Source organism: Photobacterium sp. R1 (assembly GCF_054600795.1).
Window position 1 is genome coordinate 185,543 of record NZ_BAAHZP010000004.1, and the last position, 22,390, is coordinate 207,932.

General features: G+C 51.1%; 17 protein-coding genes and 2 tRNA genes. 17 read left to right on the top strand and 2 right to left on the bottom strand.

Features of this window, described 5'->3' with window-relative positions; translation table 11 throughout:
• The first annotated feature begins 385 nt into the window (after positions 1-385).
• The 7 genes from carA (at position 386) to ACYP03_RS08775 (ending at position 11,485) form a co-directional block, all read left to right on the top strand.
• Positions 386-1,525, top strand: a complete 1,140-nt coding sequence (gene carA, locus ACYP03_RS08745) for a glutamine-hydrolyzing carbamoyl-phosphate synthase small subunit (protein WP_248141335.1) — start codon at positions 386-388, stop codon at positions 1,523-1,525.
• A 17-nt stretch (positions 1,526-1,542) separates the two neighbouring features.
• Positions 1,543-4,773, top strand: coding sequence for a carbamoyl-phosphate synthase large subunit (carB, locus tag ACYP03_RS08750; RefSeq protein WP_248141334.1), 3,231 nt, complete (start codon positions 1,543-1,545; stop codon positions 4,771-4,773).
• A 363-nt stretch (positions 4,774-5,136) separates the two neighbouring features.
• A complete protein-coding gene (locus ACYP03_RS08755; RefSeq protein ID WP_459779258.1) occupies positions 5,137-6,951 on the top strand; it encodes a flavin monoamine oxidase family protein in 1,815 nt (604 codons plus the stop codon).
• 9 nt (positions 6,952-6,960) lie between these two features.
• Positions 6,961-7,545 carry a carboxymuconolactone decarboxylase family protein gene (locus tag ACYP03_RS08760; protein WP_459779259.1) on the top strand — a complete coding sequence of 195 codons (585 nt, stop codon included), beginning with the start codon at positions 6,961-6,963 and terminating at the stop codon, positions 7,543-7,545.
• 100 nt (positions 7,546-7,645) lie between these two features.
• Positions 7,646-9,097: a Dyp-type peroxidase gene (locus ACYP03_RS08765; RefSeq protein WP_459779260.1), complete on the top strand. Its 1,452-nt coding sequence runs from the start codon at positions 7,646-7,648 to the stop codon at positions 9,095-9,097.
• 10 nt (positions 9,098-9,107) lie between these two features.
• A complete protein-coding gene (locus ACYP03_RS08770) occupies positions 9,108-10,898 on the top strand; it encodes a thiamine pyrophosphate-binding protein (protein ID WP_459779261.1) in 1,791 nt (596 codons plus the stop codon).
• A 41-nt stretch (positions 10,899-10,939) separates the two neighbouring features.
• Complete coding sequence (locus ACYP03_RS08775) at positions 10,940-11,485, top strand: carboxymuconolactone decarboxylase family protein (protein ID WP_459779262.1); 546 nt, start codon at positions 10,940-10,942, stop codon at positions 11,483-11,485.
• A gap of 106 nt (positions 11,486-11,591) precedes the next feature.
• Here the strand turns inward: ACYP03_RS08775 and dacB are convergent, their stop codons facing one another.
• Entirely contained in the window at positions 11,592-13,004 is a 1,413-nt protein-coding gene (gene dacB, locus ACYP03_RS08780; protein ID WP_459779263.1) for a serine-type D-Ala-D-Ala carboxypeptidase, read from the bottom strand.
• Between the two features lie 353 nt (positions 13,005-13,357).
• On the opposite strand from dacB, the gene greA reads away from it, so the two are divergent.
• Complete coding sequence (gene greA, locus ACYP03_RS08785) at positions 13,358-13,831, top strand: transcription elongation factor GreA (RefSeq protein WP_248141327.1); 474 nt, start codon at positions 13,358-13,360, stop codon at positions 13,829-13,831.
• 85 nt (positions 13,832-13,916) lie between these two features.
• On the opposite strand, the gene yhbY is transcribed toward greA, so the two are convergent.
• Positions 13,917-14,213 (bottom strand): ribosome assembly RNA-binding protein YhbY, encoded by a 297-nt coding sequence (gene yhbY, locus ACYP03_RS08790; protein ID WP_248141326.1) that lies wholly within the window; start codon positions 14,211-14,213, stop codon positions 13,917-13,919.
• Between the two features lie 179 nt (positions 14,214-14,392).
• On the opposite strand from yhbY, the gene rlmE reads away from it, so the two are divergent.
• The 9 genes from rlmE to nusA all read left to right on the top strand — a co-directional run bounded on the left by rlmE (position 14,393) and on the right by nusA (position 22,376).
• On the top strand, positions 14,393-15,022 hold the full coding sequence (gene rlmE / locus ACYP03_RS08795; protein WP_248141325.1) for a 23S rRNA (uridine(2552)-2'-O)-methyltransferase RlmE: 630 nt from the start codon (positions 14,393-14,395) through the stop codon (positions 15,020-15,022).
• Positions 15,023-15,072: 50 nt separating this feature from the next.
• Positions 15,073-17,037, top strand: coding sequence for an ATP-dependent zinc metalloprotease FtsH (gene ftsH / locus ACYP03_RS08800; RefSeq protein WP_459779264.1), 1,965 nt, complete (start codon positions 15,073-15,075; stop codon positions 17,035-17,037).
• Between the two features lie 125 nt (positions 17,038-17,162).
• A complete protein-coding gene (folP, locus tag ACYP03_RS08805; RefSeq protein ID WP_459779265.1) occupies positions 17,163-17,996 on the top strand; it encodes a dihydropteroate synthase in 834 nt (277 codons plus the stop codon).
• A 20-nt stretch (positions 17,997-18,016) separates the two neighbouring features.
• Positions 18,017-19,354 carry a phosphoglucosamine mutase gene (glmM, locus tag ACYP03_RS08810; protein ID WP_330960536.1) on the top strand — a complete coding sequence of 446 codons (1,338 nt, stop codon included), beginning with the start codon at positions 18,017-18,019 and terminating at the stop codon, positions 19,352-19,354.
• A gap of 224 nt (positions 19,355-19,578) precedes the next feature.
• Positions 19,579-19,914: a preprotein translocase subunit SecG gene (gene secG, locus ACYP03_RS08815; RefSeq protein ID WP_248141321.1), complete on the top strand. Its 336-nt coding sequence runs from the start codon at positions 19,579-19,581 to the stop codon at positions 19,912-19,914.
• 11 nt (positions 19,915-19,925) lie between these two features.
• A tRNA-Leu gene (locus ACYP03_RS08820) sits at positions 19,926-20,010 on the top strand.
• Between the two features lie 60 nt (positions 20,011-20,070).
• Positions 20,071-20,147 (top strand) — tRNA-Met (locus tag ACYP03_RS08825).
• Positions 20,148-20,410: 263 nt separating this feature from the next.
• Entirely contained in the window at positions 20,411-20,866 is a 456-nt protein-coding gene (gene rimP, locus ACYP03_RS08830; protein ID WP_248141320.1) for a ribosome maturation factor RimP, read from the top strand.
• 22 nt (positions 20,867-20,888) lie between these two features.
• A complete protein-coding gene (gene nusA, locus ACYP03_RS08835) occupies positions 20,889-22,376 on the top strand; it encodes a transcription termination factor NusA (protein WP_248141319.1) in 1,488 nt (495 codons plus the stop codon).
• Positions 22,377-22,390: the final 14 nt, after the last annotated feature.

Below are 22,390 nucleotides of genomic sequence, written 5' to 3' on the forward strand. Positions count from 1 at the left end.
TGTTGTTTTAATGGTTTGTTGGGGTATTTTGGCTTATTGGTGCGAAAAGTTTGAGTTATCCTCTTCATTTTGAGGGGTTTGACATGACTTTTTTGTTCTGTCTGTTTGTCCGATTCGCTGCAAACGGTTGCCTGAACATGCATCTCAAATTTCCGGTGAAAATTGGCAGGAAAAGGTATGCTTTCGTGGGTTTGGCTGAATAAGCGGTCTGTTCAGTCGATATTTTAAATTTAATTTTATCCATTTGTTGACACCTTGGACGTGGATCTCTAGAATGCGCGCAATTTGTCAAAAATCGGCTTGACTCGGTTTATGACTTTCTATGGAATAGGTAAATGCAATTTTATCTGTTTTATTTGCGTTTTTATGAAGATTGGAGGTTGTCTTGAGCAAATCGGCGCTGTTAGTCCTTGAAGACGGGACTGTATTCCACGGCGTATCCATCGGTGCAGATGGTTCGGCCGTTGGTGAAGTTGTTTTCAATACCTCGATGACGGGGTATCAGGAAATTCTCACTGACCCCTCTTATTCGCAACAGATCGTTACTCTTACCTATCCCCACATTGGCAACACCGGTACTAATTCCGAAGACGAAGAATCAACTTCAATCCATGCGCAAGGCCTGGTGATTCGCGACCTCCCTCTGATTGCTTCAAATTTCCGTTCCCAGCAGACCCTGTCTGATTATCTGAAATCCCAGAACATTGTCGGCATTGCTGATATTGATACCCGTAAACTGACCCGACTGCTGCGCGAAAAAGGTGCACAGAACGGCTGCATTATGGCTGGTGATAATCTGGACCCGGCTCTGGCGCTGGAAAAAGCAAAAGCGTTCCCGGGTCTGAAAGGCATGGATCTGGCGAAAGTGGTGACGACTAAAGAAAGCTACAGCTGGACGCAAGGCTCTTGGACGCTGGAGAATGGTCTGCCGGAAGCGAAAGATGCGAGCGAACTGCCATACCACGTTGTGGCATACGATTTTGGTGCCAAGCGTAATATCCTGCGCATGCTGGTCGACCGTGGCTGCCGTCTGACGGTGGTACCGGCTGAAACTTCAGCCGAAGAAGTCCTGGCGATGAATCCGGACGGTGTTTTTCTGTCAAACGGCCCGGGTGACCCTGAGCCATGTACTTACGCCATTGAAGCGACCCAAACCTTCCTGGACAAAGGTCTGCCAATTTTCGGTATCTGTCTTGGTCACCAGATTCTAGCACTGGCCAGCGGTGCGAAGACCGTGAAAATGAAATTCGGTCACCATGGTGCCAACCACCCGGTTAAAGATCTCGAGCGTGATGTGGTGATGATCACCAGTCAGAACCACGGTTTTGCGGCAGATGAAGACACCCTGCCTGAAAATCTGCGTGCCACGCACAAATCGCTGTTCGATGGCTCTCTGCAAGGGATTCACCGTACCGACAAACCGGCTTTCAGCTTCCAGGGACACCCTGAAGCCAGCCCGGGTCCGCATGATGCGGCACCACTTTTTGACCACTTTATCGAACTGATTAAACAGCACAGCGCCTAAGCCGGAGTAGTAAAACGATGCCAAAACGTACTGACATACAAAGTGTTCTGATTCTGGGTGCCGGTCCAATCGTGATTGGTCAGGCCTGTGAGTTTGACTACTCAGGTGCTCAGGCCTGTAAAGCGCTGCGTGAAGAAGGCTACCGCGTCATTCTGGTGAACTCGAATCCGGCCACCATCATGACCGATCCGGAAATGGCGGATGCAACTTATATTGAGCCGATTCATTGGGAAGTTGTTCGTAAAATCATCGAAAAAGAACGTCCGGACGCGATACTGCCAACCATGGGCGGCCAGACTGCACTGAACTGCGCACTGGCGCTGGAAAAGCATGGCGTGCTGGAAGAGTTCGGCGTCGAGATGATTGGTGCGACGGCTGATGCCATCGACAAAGCAGAAGACCGTTCACGCTTTGATAAAGCGATGAAATCGATTGGTCTGGCGTGTCCGCGCGCAGATACAGCGAAAAACATGGAAGAAGCCTACAAAGTCCTCGATATGGTCGGCTTCCCTTGTATTATCCGTCCATCCTTCACCATGGGTGGTACCGGCGGTGGTATCGCTTATAACAAAGAAGAATTTGAAGAGATCTGCCGTCGCGGTCTGGATCTGTCACCAACCAATGAGCTGCTGATTGATGAGTCGCTGATTGGCTGGAAAGAATACGAGATGGAAGTGGTTCGTGATAAGAACGACAACTGCATCATCGTGTGTGCCATCGAAAACTTTGACCCGATGGGCATTCACACCGGTGACTCCATCACGGTTGCGCCGGCGCAGACTCTGACGGACAAAGAATACCAGCTGATGCGAAATGCATCTCTGGCTGTTCTGCGCGAAATCGGTGTAGAAACCGGTGGTTCCAACGTTCAGTTCGGAATAAACCCGAAAGATGGCCGGATGGTGATCATCGAGATGAACCCGCGTGTTTCCCGCTCGTCTGCATTGGCATCCAAAGCAACCGGTTTCCCGATTGCAAAAGTGGCAGCCAAACTGGCCATCGGCTTCACGCTGGATGAGCTGATGAACGACATCACCGGTGGTGCGACACCGGCTTCATTCGAGCCGACTATCGACTACGTTGTAACGAAGATTCCTCGCTTCAACTTTGAAAAATTTGCCGGCGCCAACGATCGCCTGACTACACAGATGAAGTCTGTGGGTGAAGTGATGGCTATTGGTCGTAACCAGCAGGAATCGCTGCAAAAAGCACTGCGCGGCCTGGAAGTCGGTGCCAATGGTTTCGATGAGATGGTCGATCTGGACGATCCCGAAGCGCTGACCAAGATCCGCCACGAGCTGAAAGAAGCTGGTGCTGAGCGTATCTGGTACATCGCGGATGCTTTCCGTGCTGGTCTGTCTGTTGATGGTGTTTTCAACCTGACGAACATCGACCGCTGGTTCCTGGTTCAGATTGAAGAGCTGGTGAAGCTGGAAGCCAAGGTGAAAGAAGGTGGTTTTGCCGGTTTGACGGGTGACTTCCTGCGTCAGCTGAAGCGTAAAGGTTTCTCCGATGCCCGTCTGGCTAAACTGCTGGGTGTGGCGGAACTGGAAATTCGTAAAGAGCGTGACCGCCACAACATCCACCCGGTTTATAAGCGTGTGGATACCTGTGCGGCTGAGTTCTCTTCTGATACTGCTTACATGTACTCATCTTACGATGAAGAGTGTGAAGCGAACCCGACTGACCGTGACAAGATCATGGTCCTGGGCGGTGGTCCGAACCGTATCGGTCAGGGAATTGAATTCGATTACTGTTGTGTGCACGCCTCTCTGGCACTGCGCGAAGACGGTTACGAAACTATTATGGTTAACTGTAACCCGGAGACTGTATCAACCGATTATGACACGTCAGACCGTCTGTACTTTGAACCGGTCACCCTGGAAGACGTACTGTCGATTGTTCGTGTTGAGAAACCAAAAGGTGTGATTGTTCAGTACGGTGGCCAGACGCCGCTGAAACTGGCCCGTGCACTGGAAGCAGCCGGTGTGCCGATTATCGGTACCAGCCCGGATGCAATTGACCGTGCAGAAGACCGTGAGCGTTTCCAGGCTGCCGTTGAGCGTCTTGGCCTGAAACAGCCTGAAAATGCGACCGTGACAACCATGGAGCAGGCGGTTGAGAAATCAAAAGAAATTGGTTTCCCGCTGGTGGTTCGTCCTTCGTATGTACTGGGTGGTCGTGCGATGGAAATCGTCTACGACGAAGCGGACCTGCGTCGTTACTTCAATGAAGCCGTGAGCGTATCGAACGAATCACCGGTACTGCTGGACCGTTTCCTGGATGACGCAACCGAAGTTGATGTCGATGCGATCTGCGACGGTGAGCGTGTCGTCATTGGCGGTATCATGGAGCATATCGAACAAGCGGGTGTTCACTCTGGTGACTCGGCGTGTTCGCTGCCGGCTTATACCCTGAGCCAGGAAATTCAGGACGAAATGCGCCGTCAGGTAGAGAAGCTGGCATTCGAACTGGGTGTCCGCGGTCTGATGAATACGCAGTTTGCCGTGAAAGACAACGAAGTTTACCTGATTGAGGTGAACCCGCGTGCTGCGCGTACTGTACCTTTCGTTTCTAAAGCGACCGGTGCACCGCTGGCGAAAATTGCGGCACGTGTGATGGCCGGACAGTCACTGGAACAACAGGGCTTTACCAAGGAAATCATTCCGCCGTATTACTCAGTGAAAGAAGTGGTGCTGCCATTCAACAAGTTCCCGGGTGTTGACCCGCTGCTTGGTCCTGAAATGCGCTCTACCGGTGAAGTCATGGGTGTAGGCGATACCTTCGCCGAAGCCTTTGCAAAAGCTGAGCTGGGTTGTGGGAAGGAACACAGCCGTGAGAATGCGGGCCGTGCGCTGCTGTCTGTCCGTAACAACGACAAGCGTCGTGTGGTTGACCTGGCTGCCAAGCTGGTGAAACTGGGTTACGAGCTGGATGCGACGCATGGTACTGCGGTGATTCTGGGCGAAGCGGGCATTAACCCGCGTCTGGTGAACAAGGTGCATGAAGGCCGTCCTCACATTCTTGACCGAATCAAGAACAATGAGTACAGCTACATCATCAACACCGCGGAAGGCCGTCAGGCGATTGAAGACTCAAAAGTCCTGCGCCGTGGTGCGCTTGCTGAGAAGGTAAACTACACCACAACGCTGAATGCTGCTTTTGCAACCTGTATGGCACTGACTGCTGATGACCGTCACACGGTGACTTCAGTTCAGGAACTGCATGCGCGTTTAAATCAAGACTAATCAGAAGATGCAGTGTTGCATTGGATGACAGACTGAGAATGGCCCCGGCATAAGTCGGGGCTATTTTTTTTGACGCCAGGATCACCCCCTGAATCAGGCACTGATCAATCTTGTTCAGTCATGATCGTATTAATAGTCAAAACCGAATATTTGCATCGTTCCACAATGTAAATGAGAGGGAGGTTAGACTTTCTTTGCTCCATGCCGCCTTTTTTTGTATCTGAATCAATCTGACCTAGTTTTGAACACAGTAAGCAGTTTTCTCCGGCTGGCTTTTCAGAAGTCAGTCCGTCTTGCACTGTGCCGCCTTGTTTCATCATTGAGGGGAGAGGCAGGCAACACATACAAAAATAAGGGATGGTTATGTCAGAGGTCAGCTTCTTAGAGGATGAATTTCACGGTCTGTTACCTTATGAGCAGGATGAAGTTGCTCAATCTTATATGGCCTGTCTGAAAAATGGATTACCGGAAAGTCAGACCGAGCCGAAAGATATCCTGATTATCGGTTGTGGGATTGCGGGAATGGTCTCCGCTGCGCTGTTACGCAAAGCAGGCCACAAAGTCACGATTGTCGAGGCCAATACCCGGGTTGGCGGCCGGATCCGAACCTTTCGGAACTCACCTCAGAAACGTTATTTTGAAGATGATCATCTGTCTGCTGAGGCCGGAGCCATGCGTATTCCGGACAAGCACAAGCTGGTGCAGTATCTGATTGATTACACGGGCGTTGAGAAACAACTTTTCCTGAATAAAAGCGTTTCGAGAAAAGATGCGTTGTCCGAAAAAATTCAGCATCCGGACCGGGATGCACAGGGCAATGTTGATTTGTCTGATCTTGCAGCAACCGGAAATAACCTCGTTCATGTGAATCGTCGTCATGTTTTGCGGAAAAATTATGAACATGAAGGTTCCGATATCAATGAATTGCTGAATTACGATCTGAAGGAAAGGGAAAAATACTCAACAGCATCTGAATTACTGGAAAAAGCCATTGGCGATCTGGTGAATCAAGTTCAGGCCGACCCGAAAACAGCATGGCCCAAAATTATTGAGCAATACGGCGAGTATTCCATGCGGCGGTTCCTGAAAGAGGCAATTGTCGAACTCAGCGGGGAGGAACACTTGTCGGAAAATGCGCTGGAGATGATTGGCGTCATAGAGAATCTTGAATCCCGAATGTCCTATTCCTTCATCCAGAGTTTTATTGAACTGGCCATTATCCGTCCCGACACGGCTTTCTGGTTGATTAAAGGTGGTACCGATAAATTTACCCAGGCATTTTATGAGAAAGAAAGCCTGGACGATGTCACTTACCTCAATCAGACCGTCAATGAACTGTATCTGTGTGAGACAACCGGAAAAGTCAGAATTAGAACCGAAGTGTCGCACGATATTGAATCCCGTCTCGAGCAGGATATCGCCATTGCCAGGCTGCTGTCTGATCGCAGTTGGGATGAAGCCATCGTCACCATTCCGTTTTCCAGTTTCCGCATGGTTCAGGTCTGGCCGGAAATCAGTCAGGAGAAACGGAAAGCGGTGCGTGAACTTCATTACGATGCCGCCACGAAAGTGCTGCTTGAGTTCAGGGAGCGTTTCTGGGAAACCAGAAATGATATTTATGGCGGCGGCTCCGTGACCGATTTGCCCAACCGTTTCATGTATTACCCGAGTGAGCGAATGGGCTCCAGCAAAGGCGGTGTGATGCTGGCGAGTTATTCCTGGGCGGACGATGCGCGGAAGTGGGATTCCATGTCTGATTACGAACGCTACTGCTACGCCCTCAATAATGTCGCGATCGTTCATGCGGATCATGAACCGGGCGCAGATTACGCCATCAGGGAAACGGCCCAGCAGAAAATCCGGGATCTCTGCGTGTTTGATCCGAAGAAATACAGAGATGACCAGGACAATATCGTCGGCGCTGCGACCGTGAGCTGGATGAATGATCCCTATGCTTTTGGTGAAGCGGCAATTTTCTATCCGGGTCAGCTGAATTTGCTTCATAAAGCCATTATCCGGTCGGAATGGCCGAGCACGGAAACCGGCAAAGCGCGGCTTCATTTTGCCGGAGAGCATGCCTCACTCAAGCATGCCTGGATTGAGGGGGCCATAGAATCAGCTGTCAATGCAGCATTGCTGGTCAATGAAAATGAGCTGCCGACGCTGAAGCATGTTTAAGGTGGTGGTATGACACGACTTCCTTATCTTGATGATTCGGCAGGCTTATCCGCCGAAACGCTGGCAGCCTATGAGCATATTGCGGCCAGCAGAGGGCATGTCTCCGGCGTGTTTGCATTGCTTTTAAATTCACCGAAGGCGGCAGAGCTGGTGGCCGATCTCGGGGCATTTTTGCGCTTTTATTCCTGTCTGAACCCCGGGGTGAAAGAGTTGGTCATTCTGACGGCACTGAGTGAAAACGCCTGTCAGTTTGAATGGGGATTTCATGAAAAATTTGCCCGGAAAGCAGGTGTATCGCCGCAGGTGATTGAGATGATTCGCAACCGGCGCTTACCGGACAATGAACCTGAAGTCAGTCAAAACGAGCGGGATTTGGTGACCTATGTTCGGCATTTGCTGGTGCGTAAACGGGTCAGTGATGCGCTGTTCGGGGGCATTCAGGCCAGATTCAGCGCTCAGGAAATCACTGAAATCACCTTAACTGCCGGTTATTACGCCATGGTTGCCAGTTTGCTGAATGTCGGAAACATTCAGGCCGCGCCAGGCAATCCGACCTTACCTGAACCGGATACGTTCAGCGCGCATCCGGAGTGATTGTGTTGATACCCAGCCGATGTGGACCGCATCGGCTTCTTTTTTGCTGTCTCTGATTTGGCGAAAGCTGAGTGGTATCAGACATACGGGGAGATGAGCAATGTCAGTGAATTTAAATCAGACCAATATTGACTTAGACGATCCGAATTTTCAGACCGTCTTCGCTAATTTACAGGGCAATATTCTGAAAGGGCATGGCCGGGATTATGCGCGTCATGTTTTTTTCTGCCTGGGGCAGGATGAAGCTGCAAACCGGCGCTGGGTACGGCAGATGTCGGAAAAAGTGACGTCAATGCTTGAACAGGGGCGGCAGCATCAGGCATTCAAACAATTTGGCAAGCAGGATCATCTGTTCGTGAACCTGATGCTGAGCGCGACCGGGTATCGCAAGCTTGGCATTCCCCGCGAGCAATGGCCGGATGATTCAGCGTTTCTCGCCGGAATGAAAGACTTAGACCAGTCTTATGACACCTCGCCGCGCGGTAATCACAAGCCGACGGCCAATCCGCTCAATGATGATCTGTCTCAGTGGGAACCGGCATTTTCTCAGGACATGGACGGGATGCTGATTTTTGCGCTCAGCGGACAGTCGGATGATGTTGAAAAGACTCTGAACGATTTAGTGCGGGAAGTGAAAGACTCCCTCAATGGCATCGGGCATATCGTTGTGGTGCAGCACGGGCATGTCATGCGAAATGACAAGCAGCAAGTGATTGAGCATTTTGGTTTTACCGATGGCGTGAGTAATCCTAAGTTTCTTTTTTCCGAGCTCACGGAAGAATTCCGCAATGGCGGGTACCGCAACAATGATCCCAGTGCGCCGCTGAACCTGGTGATGGTGCCGGACCCGGGCGGGGATCACGCCAGTTTTGGTACCTACGTTGTGTACCGGAAGTTGCAGCAAAATATCAAAGGGTTCTGGCAGCGGGCGGATATGCTTGCCAATACGTTGTCTGAGAATACCGGCCGGACCATTTCGGCGAAATATGCCGGTGCCCTGTGTGTCGGGCGATTTCAGGATGGGACGCCGATCAGCGAGCAGTCCGGAGACGGCTGGACCAATCTGTTTAATAATTTCAACTTTAATGATGATGCTGGTGGGCTGAAGTGTCCGCTGCATGCTCATGTCAGAAAAACCAACCCCAGAGGCGATACGGTGCGCCAGTTCAATTCGCCACCCACCATTGAGCGGAGCCGCCGCATTGTTCGCAGGGGCATCAGTTTCGGTGAGGCTGAGTTGCAACCGTCGCAGGAGTGGACCGAGGCCGGTCTGCTGTTCCTGAGTTTTCAGGCCAGTATTGTCGATCAGTTTATTTTCATGCAGCACACCTGGTGCAATAACGAAGATTTTCTGCATGGCGACGTGGGATTGGACCCTTTAGTCGGACAACTGAAAGAGAATGAGTCCCCGAAACCGCAATCCTGGTCAAAAGGTTGGGGAAGCCCGACAGCAGAACAGGTTTCCTTCAGTTTTTCCGGGTTTGTCCGGATGAAGGGGGGCGAATACTTCTTTATGCCCAGTCTTCATTTTCTGAAAAACTTACCGGTGTGACGGAGGCCAGATGCAAAACGAACAGCAGAAAATCCCCGTCGCAAAGTATGTCCTCAATACGATCCGGGCGAATGGGGTCGACCATGTCTTTATGATACCTGGTGGAGTGATTGACCCGTTCCTGAATCAGTTTGGGACGGGCAAAGAGGATGTGAAGGCCATCGTGGCAGCGAGTGAAGCCGGTGCTGCTTATATGGCTGATGGTTATGCCAGAGCCAGTGGCCAGTTTGGCGTGTGTATGGGGATTGGCGGTCCGGGGACAGCCAATATGATTGGCCCTCTGGCAGCGGCCTGCACCGATGAGTCACCCGTGCTGGTGCTGGCGGGTGAAGTGCCGACCGAATGGAGTGGCCGGGGCGGTTTTCAGGATGCCAGCGAAGCCGGATTAAATGATGTCCGGATGCTGAGTTCGGTCACGGAAATGGCGATGAAAGTCCCGGAAGCACCGATGGTACCGCATTTGCTGGACCGAGCGCTCAGAACCATGCTGGGGCAGGAGTTCAAACCCGTGAGTCTGAGTTTTCCGAAACAAATTCAGACCCAGGATATCGACACTCAGGCCCATCCGGTCGCAGCTTTGCAAGAAGCGACCCGTACACCCCGGGCTCTGGACTTGGCCGGGGCCGAAATACTCTGTCAGGGACTGATTCAGGCCGGTCAGGCAGGTATGGCGAATATCACGATTTTAGTGGGCAGCGGCGCCGTCCGGTCGGAAGCGACTCAGGCGCTCATCCGGTTTGCAGAAAGGTATCAGATCCCGGTTGCCACCACGCTGAAAGCCAAAGGGGTGTTTCCGGAAAATCATCCGTTATCCCTGGGGGTGTTTGGTTATTCAGGAACGCGGCATTCGACACTGGCATTGCTGCATCAGCATGCCTCGGAAGCCTCCGCCCAACCGGCGGAGGGGAACCAATTGCTGCTTGTGTTGGGTTCGAGCATGAATCAGCGGGATACCATGCGCTGGGATCAAGGGTTGCAGCCAGAGGCCGGGATCTATCAGGTTGATCTCGATATCAGCATGTTTGGAAAGAACTTTCCGGTCGATGTGCTGGTTCAGGGGGATGTGAGCGCCGTTTTAAGCTGGCTGTTGGCGAAAGAACAGGAAACGCGGCTGCTACCACTCCGGGAAATGAATCATCAACGCCAGCAGTGGCTGACATCCATTGTCTCTCAGCCCCGCTTTTATGAACCGGAATATTTAACCAGTGAGGCGAGCCCCATGAACCCGGCCCGGGTGATCGCTGAGCTCCAGAAAGTCGCGCCGGAAGATACGGTGATCATTGGTGACTCCGGTGCTCACCGGGCATTTGCCGGACATTACTGGCAGTCACATGGTCCAAGACAGTACCTGACCGCAACGGCGCTTGCCCCCATGGGGTGGGCGATTCCGGCAGGTGTTGGAGCCAAGGTTGCCAATCCGGACCATCCTTGTGTTGTGATCACGGGGGATGGCTGCATGCTGATGAATGGGATAGAAATTCAGACGGCAGCCCGTCATCAGCTGCCATTGATAGTTCTGGTGATCAATAACAGTGCTTTGGGGAACGTTTTTCTCCGGGCTGAAACGGCTAATGCAAAGGAACTGACATCCCTGAGTACGCACGACTGGGCGGCATTTTCCCGCTCATTAGGGGGCGAAGGCATTGTGGTTGAACACCCGGGGGAACTGGCAAATGCCTTTGAGCAGGCTTTTGCAGCCCAAGGGCCTTTCGTGATTGATGCGCGGTGCGACCCGAACATTCCGACGCCCGTCAACCCGTGGCGGCAGGAACTGGACCATCCGGACTGGGCGGAAGCCTGATATTTGCCCCTACATTTGTTTCGCAGGAAACGGAGAACAACATGGCGAAGCTACCGCTGATAGAAAAAGCTGATCTGGATGCACAGGGAAAGGCTATCTACGATACTTTGATTGGCCCCCGGGACGGATTATCCGGAATGTATCGAACTTTAATGAATCATCCGGCTCTGGCGCAGCATCTGGGAGTGCTTGGAACCTATGTTCGCTATCAAAGTGAACTGTCCGGTGATATCCGGGAGTTGGGCATACTTGCCACGGCGCGTTGTCTGGGAGCACCGTTTGTGTGGGAAAAGCATATTGCGCCCGCAGAGCGTGCCGGATTACCCGGCCATGTGATTCAGCAGATCCTGGAAGGCGATGTGGCGACAGCTGAGATGAAACCTGTTTATCTTTATGCCTGGCAGGTTGCTCAGGATGTGGTGTATCAACGAAGTATTGCAGAGAAAACACAGCAGGCACTGATTGAAGAAATCGGTGTGAAAGGGTTGCTGGATTTAGTGATTGCCTGTGGCATGTACCGTATGATTTCTGCCGTGGTGTTCTCATTTGATGTGCCGTTACCGGAATCCGGTGAACCGCCTTTCTGAGGACAGGCGATGAAGCAACCTGATGAAAAGGGTTGTCCAGCGCCCAAATGCCAGGCAGCCACTCGGTTTTCCTGAGTGGCTGCTTACTTACAGACTTTTTTATGTTCTAAAAGGCATTGTACAGTTCGGTATAGAGCTTGCGCTCGAATTGGGTAATCTCCGAATCAACGGCCGGGGCATTGTCCGGTTTTTCAGGCGGCAGATAGTTGGTAACAAACTGGACCACCAGGAAGGGTTTGCCGGATTTGCTCGTCATGACACCAACCAGGTTAAAGGTGCCATACAACGAACCGGATTTTGCGGCCAGGTGCTGTTTTATCGGTTCCTGCCGGACACTCTGGCGATAAAGCAGCGTGCCGGTTAATCCGGCAACCGGTAGATCTTTCATCAGTCCGAGGTTGTCATCATGCTGATAGATGTAAGTGATCACTTTCATCATGTCGCTGGCCATAATCCGGTTGTCCCGTGATAAACCTGAACCATCAGCCAGAACCGCCAGACTCAGATCAATCCCGGTATGTTCCCCGATAATCGCCTTAATGGCCTCAGTACCATTGCGGAAACTGCCGGGTTGTTCGTAGTAGCGCTGTCCCAGGGTTTTGGCCAGGTTGTCGGCGATCAGGTTATCTGAATCTTCCAGCATCACCTGGAGCAGGGCTGGCAGTTTTTCTGAGTGGTGGGTGACAAGGACTTCGCCGTGCGAAGTGTCGTTGCGGATGATGTCGCCTTTGAGGCTGATTCCGGCTCGTTCCAGTTCCAGTTGCAGGACGCTTCGAACATAGGCTTCTGTATCGACCACCGCGAAATTCAGCGGCAATGGTTTATCCCGCTGTGGCAGACAGCCGCTGAGCTGGTAGTGGTTGCCAGGGCGGGTCTGAAGTTCCAGAGTACAGAATTCCACTTGTTGCTGGGATTTGCTGACGACTTTCGCCAGACTGGTCGCGGTAATCGGCTGGTGGGATGGTATGTGCAGCCGGGTGATTTGGCCCAGTGATTGATCGCTGTAAAGGGCTGCCTGAACGCAGTTGTGTTCCAGCGTGATGCTGCTGGAAGGCGCGCTGTAGCAGACTCCCAGGCTGTCCCAGGGCCATCCTGGCGCCTGCTCATAGCCGGTGAACTGGCTGCCGTTGAGATAAATATTTCCGGTGATACGACGAATCCCTTTAGTTTTCAGCTGTTTCAGTATCGCAGCCAGATCGTTGCGGGACAGGGTCGGATCACCGCTGAATCTGAAGATCAAATCCTGACCCTGTTGTTCAACCCGGGTAGTAAACCGAAAATCGTTGCCCAGATATAATTTGGCAGCGAGAGCCGTCAGCAATTTTTGGGTGCTGGCTGGGGCCTGCAGCTGTTCGGCACGCTGGCTGAAGACAGTTTTCCCGCTTGCCGGATCTGTAATGATTAAAGCCAGATCGTGACCCTGGGGTAAAGCTTCAATGGCGGTGCGGGGAGTAAAATCGGCCCAGACCGGATGACTGAATGCGAGTGAAGCTAATAAAAAGCCTGTTATTTTTTTCATCTTGGTTGAGCTATTGAGAAATTGAACTGGGAATCATAGGAAGTAAGAGGGGCAGGCCGCAATAAAAGTTCGTTAATATCTTGCAAGAACTGACCAGTTGTCGAGAAAGCAATCAAAGAAAGATTGGCAGATTCAGGCTTGTTGTGCCGAGCGCGACACAGAAAAAGTGACTTTTACGAAGTCTTCGCCAGAACCGCGATACAGAGGTTGCATCCGGGGCAGAGTATTAGGTATCTTGTGAGGCAGAAAAGCAGTTTCTTCTATTCATGTGTTAGCCCAGACTTGTGCTGGGCTGGCTTTTTTTTGTCCGAAAAGCAATCCCGCTTTTCTGGCGTTTCGAGGTAGATAATTTTATGGAAAAGATCCCAATGACAGTCCGCGGCGAACAGCAGCTGCGTCAAGAGCTGGACGCCTTGATGAAACGTCGTCCACTGATTTCTGAGGCCATCGCTGAAGCTCGTGAGCTGGGCGATCTGAAAGAAAATGCTGAATACCATGCTGCTCGAGAAGAGCAGGGGATCTGCGAAGCCCAGATTCGTGATATCGAATATAAACTGTCTGTGGCTCAGGTGATTGATGTCACCAAGATGACAAACCACGGTAAAGTCATTTTTGGCGCGACCGTAACTCTGTTTGACGTCAATACAGATGAGGAAGTGACTTACTGTATCGTTGGTGATGACGAAGCCAATATTAAACGTGGTCTGATTTCTGTGAATTCACCAATTGCCCGTGGCTTAATCGGCAAACAGGAAGGCGACGAAGTCAGTATTGTGACCCCAGGCGGCAATAAAGAGTTCGAGATCGAGAAGGTCGAGTACATTTAAGGAGCAGGGCCGGCAGGTTTATTGTTAAGAAATGTAACAGTTACCGGGCCTTGAGTGATAAAAAAGGCCGCATTGGCGGCCTTTTTTATTTGCGCGGAAGTTCGATTTTACGATCTTCAGACTGACGGTACAGCACCAGAATATTACCGATGACCTGTACTTTTTCCGCCTGAGTTTCACGAACAATCGCTTCGATGATCAGTTGCTTGGTTTCACGTTCTTCAGCAGCAACTTTGACTTTGATCAGCTCGTGATGGCCCAGGGCCAGTTCGATTTCTGACAGCACGGCTTCAGTCAGGCCGTTTGCCCCCATCAGGACAACTGGCTTCAGGCTGTGAGCAAGGCCTTTGAGGTATTGCTTCTGTTTGGTGCTTAGATTCATGGTGACTCAATATCTATAACAAGGGTTGAAAACAGGGTATTCTAACGCCATCTAGTCAATATGACTAACGTTGTTTCGTTACGCTGGTGTTCCTGCCAACTCTGGGCCACAGTAAAAGTAGTACAGCGGAACCAGAACGGGAACTATCGGTCGCTGAGTGTAATCGCATTGGGTAATGCATGAGTAAAAAGAAACATTCAGCCAGCTCCGGACGCTGGCTGAAAGAACATTTTGATGATAAGTATGTCCTGGAAGCTCAAAAGAAGGGCTTTCGCTCCCGAGCTATTTTTAAACTGGAGGAAATCCAGAACAAAGATAAGTTGTTAAAACCGGGAATGACTGTGGTTGACCTGGGTGCTGCCCCTGGTGGTTGGTCACAGTACGCAGCTGACGTCGTCGGAGATACCGGGCAGGTGATTGCCTGTGATATCCTGCCGATGGACTCCTTACCCGGGGTCAGTTTCCTGCAGGGTGACTTCCGTGAAGAAGCAGTGCTGGATGCGTTACTTGAGCGGATTCAGCCGGATATGGTTGATGTTGTCCTGTCTGATATGGCCCCCAACATGAGCGGAAACCTAGCCTCGGATCAACCTAGAGCAATGTATCTTGTTGAACTAGCATTAGATATGTGCAGGCAGGTACTTGCACCGAATGGAAGCTTTGCAGTAAAAGTCTTTCAGGGAGAGGGCTTTGATCAGTATCTGGCCGAAGTGCGCAGTATGTTCAAGGTGGTCAAAATCCGTAAACCAGACTCATCCAGGGATCGTTCCCGGGAAGTCTATATTGTGGCTACAGGTTATAAACTGTAGTACTCTACATTCATCTTTAAAGTTATCGCGAGGTTAACACCTTGAGTGACATGGCAAAAAACTTGATTTTGTGGTTAGTCATCGCCGTGGTGCTGATGTCTGTTTTTCAGAGCTTCGGTCCGGGAGATAGTGCTGGCCGTCAAGTCGACTATACGACTTTTGTCCGGGAAATCGGTCAGGATCAGATTAGGGAAGTACGATTCAATGATCGTGAGATCACGGTGTTCAAGCGTGATAACACCCGTTATGTGACTTACTTGCCTGTCCTGAACGACCAGAAATTGCTGGACGACTTGATCAATGCAAATGTGAAAGTGGTTGGGACACCACCGGAAGAACCAAGTCTGCTGGCTTCTATCTTTATTTCATGGTTCCCGATGCTGTTGCTGATCGGGGTATGGATATTCTTTATGCGCCAGATGCAGGGCGGCGGTGGCAAAGGCGCCATGTCGTTCGGTAAATCCAAAGCGCGCATGATGAGTGAAGATCAAATTAAAACGACCTTCAACGACGTTGCTGGCTGTGATGAAGCCAAAGAAGACGTGAAAGAGCTGGTCGATTACCTGCGTGATCCAAGTCGTTTCCAGAAACTGGGCGGTAAAATTCCGACTGGTGTTCTGATGGTTGGTCCTCCGGGTACAGGTAAAACCCTGTTGGCGAAAGCCATCGCTGGTGAAGCGAAAGTGCCTTTCTTTACCATCTCCGGTTCTGACTTCGTTGAAATGTTTGTCGGTGTGGGTGCATCCCGTGTCCGTGACATGTTTGATCAGGCGAAGAAAGCGGCGCCTTGTATTATCTTCATCGATGAGATTGATGCCGTAGGCCGTCAGCGTGGTGCCGGTGTGGGTGGTGGTCACGATGAACGTGAACAGACCCTGAACCAGATGCTGGTTGAAATGGATGGTTTCGAAGGCCACGAAGGTATCATCGTGATCGCTGCAACGAACCGTCCTGATGTTCTGGACCCGGCACTGTTGCGTCCTGGCCGTTTTGACCGCCAGGTCGTTGTGGGTCTCCCGGATGTCCGTGGCCGTGAGCAAATCCTGAAAGTGCATATGCGTAAAGTGCCACTGGATGGTGATGTTGAGCCGTCTCTGATTGCCCGTGGTACACCTGGCTTCTCTGGTGCTGATCTGGCAAACCTGGTGAACGAAGCTGCATTGTTTGCTGCACGTGGTAACAAACGTACAGTATCAATGGTGGAATTCGAACTGGCGAAAGACAAAATCATGATGGGCGCAGAGCGTAAATCGATGGTGATGTCTGAAGAACAGAAAGAATCAACGGCTTACCATGAAGCAGGTCATGCCATTATTGGTCGTCTGGTTCCGGATCATGACCCGGTTTATAAGGTATCGATCATTCCGCGCGGCCGTGCGTTGGGTGTGACCATGTACCTGCCTGAGCAGGATCGTGTCAGCCACTCGAAAGAATATCTGGAGTCTATGATTTCCAGCCTGTACGGTGGCCGTCTTGCCGAAGAACTGATCTACGGGGTAGAGAAAGTGTCAACGGGTGCGTCAAACGATATCGAGCGGGCAACAGACATTGCACGTAAGATGGTGACGCAGTGGGGCTTCTCAGAAAAACTGGGTCCGCTGCTGTATGCAGAAGATGAAGGCGAAGTTTTCCTGGGTCGTTCTGTGACCAAGACCAAGCACATGTCTGATGATACGGCACGTGCCATTGATGAAGAAGTGCGTGCCATTATCGATCGCAACTATGAGCGTGCCAGAGAGATTCTGGTCGGCAACATGGATATTCTTCATTCAATGAAAGATGCATTGATGAAATATGAAACCATTGATGCAGGCCAGCTGGATGATCTGATGGGACGTAAGTCTGAGATTCGTGCGCCAAAAGGCTGGGGTGATAAAGACGACACACTGAAAGCTGATACGCTGGAAAGCGAGAAACCAGCAAGTGTTGACTCTAAAGATGCTGACAAACCAGCTGAGAAACCTGAGCAGGTACAGCCGCATCACAGTGAAGAAAATGATAAACCGCAGGCATAATGTCTGACGGTGAGTCCAAAACCCCGGGGTAACTCGGGGTTTTTTGTTTCTGCGCCACAATGTCTATGGAAATCTGTGAGCCCGTGCTGTTGCCGCCGGGCTTATTCTATCAGGAGTGATGAACCTTGTTACTGAAAAGCAAAGAGAAAATACTGGATCTTTCTTACCCGCATACCATGGGTATACTGAACTTCACGCCGGATTCTTTTTCTGATGGTGGCCAGTTTAATCAATTAGACAGTGCACTGCGTCATGTGGAAGAGATGCTGGCAGTCGGAACCAGTTTTATTGATATTGGGGGTGAATCGACGCGTCCGGGAGCTGCTGAAGTTTCTGTGCAGGAAGAGCTCGAACGTGTGGTGCCTGTAGTAGAAGCCATCCGTCAGCGTTTTGATTGCTGGATCTCAGTCGATACCAGTAAAGCTGAAGTGATGACGGAGTCGGTAAAAGCGGGCGCTGATCTGCTCAATGATATCCGTGCACTGCGTGAGCCTGGTGCCATGGCAGCTGCAGCGAAAGCAGGGGTACCAATTTGCTTAATGCATATGCAGGGGCAACCGCGTACAATGCAGCAGCAACCACACTATGATGATCTGTTCGCAGATGTGGAAGATTTTCTTGCAGAGCGAATTCAGGCCTGCGAAGCGGCTGGTATCCATCGCGAACAGCTGATCTTGGATCCGGGATTTGGCTTTGGTAAAAGCCTGGAACATAACTATCAGTTACTGGCACATTTGGAAAAATTTCACCGGTTTGGATTACCACTGCTGGTTGGGATGTCCAGAAAGTCCATGATCTGTAAACAATTAAATAAATCGCCTGCAGAAGCGTTGTCCGGGAGCTTGGCTTGTGCATCCATTGCCGCAATGAAGGGAGCTCAGATTATTCGGGTTCATGATACGCGTGAAACGCAGGATGTACTGGCGATCTGTCGCATGACGCTGGAACAGGCAAAATAAAGAGCTAGGAGCTATTTTTCATGGCTGAACGTAAATATTTCGGCACCGACGGTGTCCGTGGCCGTGTTGGCCAGTCACCGATCACCCCTGAGTTTGTACTGAAACTGGGCTGGGCTGCCGGACGGGTGCTGTCTCAGCAAGGCACAAAAAAAGTGATTATTGGTAAAGACACCCGGATTTCAGGTTATATGCTGGAATCAGCGTTGGAAGCGGGTTTGGCGGCTGCCGGATTACAGGCTGCATTTACCGGTCCGATGCCAACCCCGGCGGTAGCTTATCTGACGCGCACTTTTCGTGCAGAAGCCGGTATTGTCATTTCTGCATCACACAACCCTTATTATGATAATGGGATTAAGTTTTTCTCTTCTGAAGGCACGAAACTGCCAGATGAAGTTGAAGCTGCAATTGAAGCGGAACTGGATAAAGAACTGGTGTGCGTTGAATCAGCCAATTTGGGGAAAGCAACGCGAATCAACGACGCTGCCGGTCGTTACATCGAGTTCTGTAAAGGAACGTTCCCTTCACACCTGAGCCTTGCGGGCTACAAAATTATTGTGGACTGTGCGCATGGAGCAACGTATCACATTGCCCCGAATGTCTTCCGTGAACTGGGCGCAGAAGTTGTAACGATTGGTTGTGCACCTGACGGGATCAACATTAACGCTGAAGTTGGTGCGACGGATGTCCGTGCGTTGCAGGCGAAAGTGGTTGAGGAAAAAGCTCATTTCGGGATTGCGCTGGATGGCGACGGTGACCGTGTCATCATGGTCGATGGTGAAGGCAACAAAGTTGACGGTGATCAGATTGCCTACATTATTGCCCGTCACGCGCAGCGTCGTGGTGAATTGAAAGGCGGCGTGGTTGGTACCCTGATGACCAACCTGGGCATGGAGCTGGCGTTAAAATCGCTGGAAATTCCGTTTGTTCGTGCGAAAGTCGGCGACCGTTATGTGATGGAAGAGCTGATCAAGAACAACTGGAATATCGGTGCAGAGAACTCTGGCCATGTCATTGTACTGGATAAGGTAACGACGGGTGATGGTATTGTGGCCGGATTGCAGGTCATGGAAGCGATGGTCAGCAGCCAGCAGTCGCTGAAACAACTGTGTGAAGGTCTGACAATGTTCCCGCAGGTACTGGAGAATGTCCGGTTCTCAGGAGAGACCAACCCGCTGGAATCTGATGTGGTACTTGCCGCTCAAAAAGCTGCTGAAGCCAAGCTGGGTGAACGTGGCCGGGTTCTGCTGCGTAAATCAGGTACTGAGCCGTTGATCCGAGTGATGGTTGAAGGTGAAGACGATGCGCTGGTGCGCGAATCTGCACTGGCGATTGCACAGGCAGTGAAAGACAACTGCTAAGATGCTGCTCTGAAAGGGATTCCGGCCTGCAGAGGCTGAGCCGGAGTCCTGGACTGTAAAACTGATTATTTCTTGCCCAAGCAATTCATCAATTGCTACATTCTTGGAAAAATCACTTGTCACACATGTCGGCATTCGCTAGTATTCCCTCGCTCCTGACGAAGGGGTGCGCTGGCACTGCTATCGCATAGCCGGCACAACAATATGGAACATAGGTGGAACCCATGTACGAAATTCTACTTGTGATTTATCTGTTGGCTGCGCTTGGTGTAATTGGCCTGGTTCTGGTTCAACAAGGTAAAGGCGCAGATATGGGAGCCTCATTTGGGGCTGGTGCATCAGGAACACTGTTTGGTGCCAGCGGCTCTGGAAACTTTCTGACCCGAATGACTGCAATTTTTGCAACCGTATTTTTTGTTATCAGCTTGATTCTGGGCAACATGAGCTCGAAAAAAGCGGATACAACAAGTGGCTGGGAAAACTTAAGTGCCCCAGCACAGCAAGAACAACCTGTTGAAAAAACTGAGAAAGCGCCTGTAAACAGCGATATTCCTCAGTAATAGACAGATTTGCCGAGATGGTGAAATTGGTAGACACGCTAGCATGAGGTGCTAGTGCCGCAAGGTGTAGGGGTTCAAGTCCCCTTCTCGGCACCATTGATTCAGTTACTTGAAAGAGTAACAAGTGAGGGATATAATCGCCCTCAGAATTACGGACGCGGGGTGGAGCAGCTTGGTAGCTCGTCGGGCTCATAACCCGAAGGTCGTCGGTTCAAATCCGGCCCCCGCAACCAACTTGGACGATAATTGAGTGTATACTCTTAGTTATCAGTGGATTTACCGGGTTGATTGAACTCGGTTCCGCCTCCGAGTTTTGAAAAGCGACGATTCCTGGAACTGAATCGCTTTCGTTTTTCTGCTTGAATCTTCAGAGGTTTAAGCTATCAGGGTCCAGAGATAATAAACCCCGTAATTCGGGGTTTTTTATTATCTGAAACATGACCATTCAGGTATCTACTGGGCTTCAATGCCCTTTTTTTGTTTCCAGGGGGTTGTCTTGACCGCTTTAGAAATGCAATTAACCGAACTGCTTGAGTCGCCAGTGACAGCTTTGGGCTATGAATTGGTGGGTCTGGAGTTTATCCGTGCGGGTGAACATTCGACACTACGTGTGTTCATTGACCACGAAAACGGCATCACAGTCGATGATTGTGCCGATGTGAGCCGTCAGATCAGTGCAGTGATGGACGTTGAAGATCCGATCACTGTTGCCTATAACCTAGAGGTTTCGTCCCCTGGTTTGGAGCGTCCGCTGTTTAAAGCGGAACATTATCAACAGTTTATTGGCCACGAGGTCAGCCTGGTCCTGAAAATGGCGATGAATAATCGCCGTAAGTGGAAAGGTGACATTGTTGCCGTTGACGGTGAGCTGGTCACGTTGAACGTGAATGGCGATGAAGAAACCTTTGCGCTGAGCAATATTGCGAAAGCCAACCTGGTTCCAAAATTCTGACCGCTAAATTGGGGCATTAGAAATGAACAAAGAAATCTTGGCTGTCGTTGAAGCGGTATCCAACGAGAAAGCTGTTCCGCGCGAGCGTATCTTCGAAGCACTGGAGATCGCACTGGCAACAGCGACAAAGAAAAAATACGAAGCGGAAATTGACGTACGCGTTGCAATCGATCGCAAAACGGGCGACTTCGAAACTTTCCGTCGCTGGAAAGCCGTTGAAGAAGTGACTGCACCGACGCTGGAAATCACTCTGGAAGCTGCTCAGTATGATGACGAGAGCATCGAGCTGGGTGACTTTGTTGAAGAGCAGATCGAGTCTGTGACATTCGACCGTATCACGACTCAAACGGCGAAGCAGGTCATCGTCCAGAAAGTTCGTGAAGCTGAGCGTGCGCAAATTGTTGAACAGTTTATCGACAATGAAGGCGAGCTGATCACGGGTGTCGTGAAGAAAGTGAACCGTGATGCCGTGATCGTTGATCTGGGTAACAATGCTGAAGCAGTCATCCTGCGTGAAGACCAGCTGCCGCGTGAAAACTTCCGTCCAGGTGACCGCGTCCGTGGTCTGTTGTATGCTGTGCGCCCTGAAGCGCGTGGCTTCCAGCTGTTCATGACCCGTTCTAAGCCTGAAATGCTGTCAGAACTGTTCCGCATCGAAGTACCGGAAATCGGTGAAGAGATGATCGAACTGATGGGTGCTGCCCGCGATCCGGGTTCTCGTGCCAAGATTGCCGTGAAGACGAACGACAAGCGTATTGACCCTGTCGGTGCTTGTGTTGGGATGCGTGGTGCACGTGTTCAGGCGGTTTCCGGTGAACTGGGCGGCGAGCGTATCGATATCGTGCTGTGGGACGAAAACCCTGCACAGTACGTCATCAATGCGATGGCCCCTGCTGAAGTCAGCTCCATCATTGTGGATGAAGACAACCACACCATGGACATCGCGGTTGAGAAAGACAACCTGGCTCAGGCAATTGGCCGCAGCGGTCAGAACGTGCGTCTGGCGTCTGTACTGACTGGCTGGGAACTGAACGTGATGACGGTTGAAGACCTGCAGAACAAGCATCAGGCTGAAGCGCAGGCATCTATCGAATTGTTTGTGAAATACCTGGACATCGATGAAGATTTCGCTGTTGTTCTGGTAGAAGAAGGCTTTACCAGCCTTGAAGAAGTGGCCTATGTGCCGGTTCAGGAACTGATGTCTATCGAAGATCTGGATGAAGACACAGTGAATGAGCTGCGTAATCGTGCCAAAGAAGCCCTGACCACGATTGCCCTTGCGCAGGAAGAGTCTTTTGACGGTGTTGAGCCTGCTGAAGATCTGCTGAACCTGGACGGTATGGAGCGCGAGCTGGCGTTCAAACTGGCTGCGAAGGGTATTAGTACGCTGGAAGATCTGGCCGACCAGGGGACGGATGATCTACTGGATATCGAAGGCCTGGACGAGACCAGAGCGGGTGAACTGATCATGGCTGCCCGTAATATCTGCTGGTTCAGCGACGAAGCATAATTCAATTAGCAAGG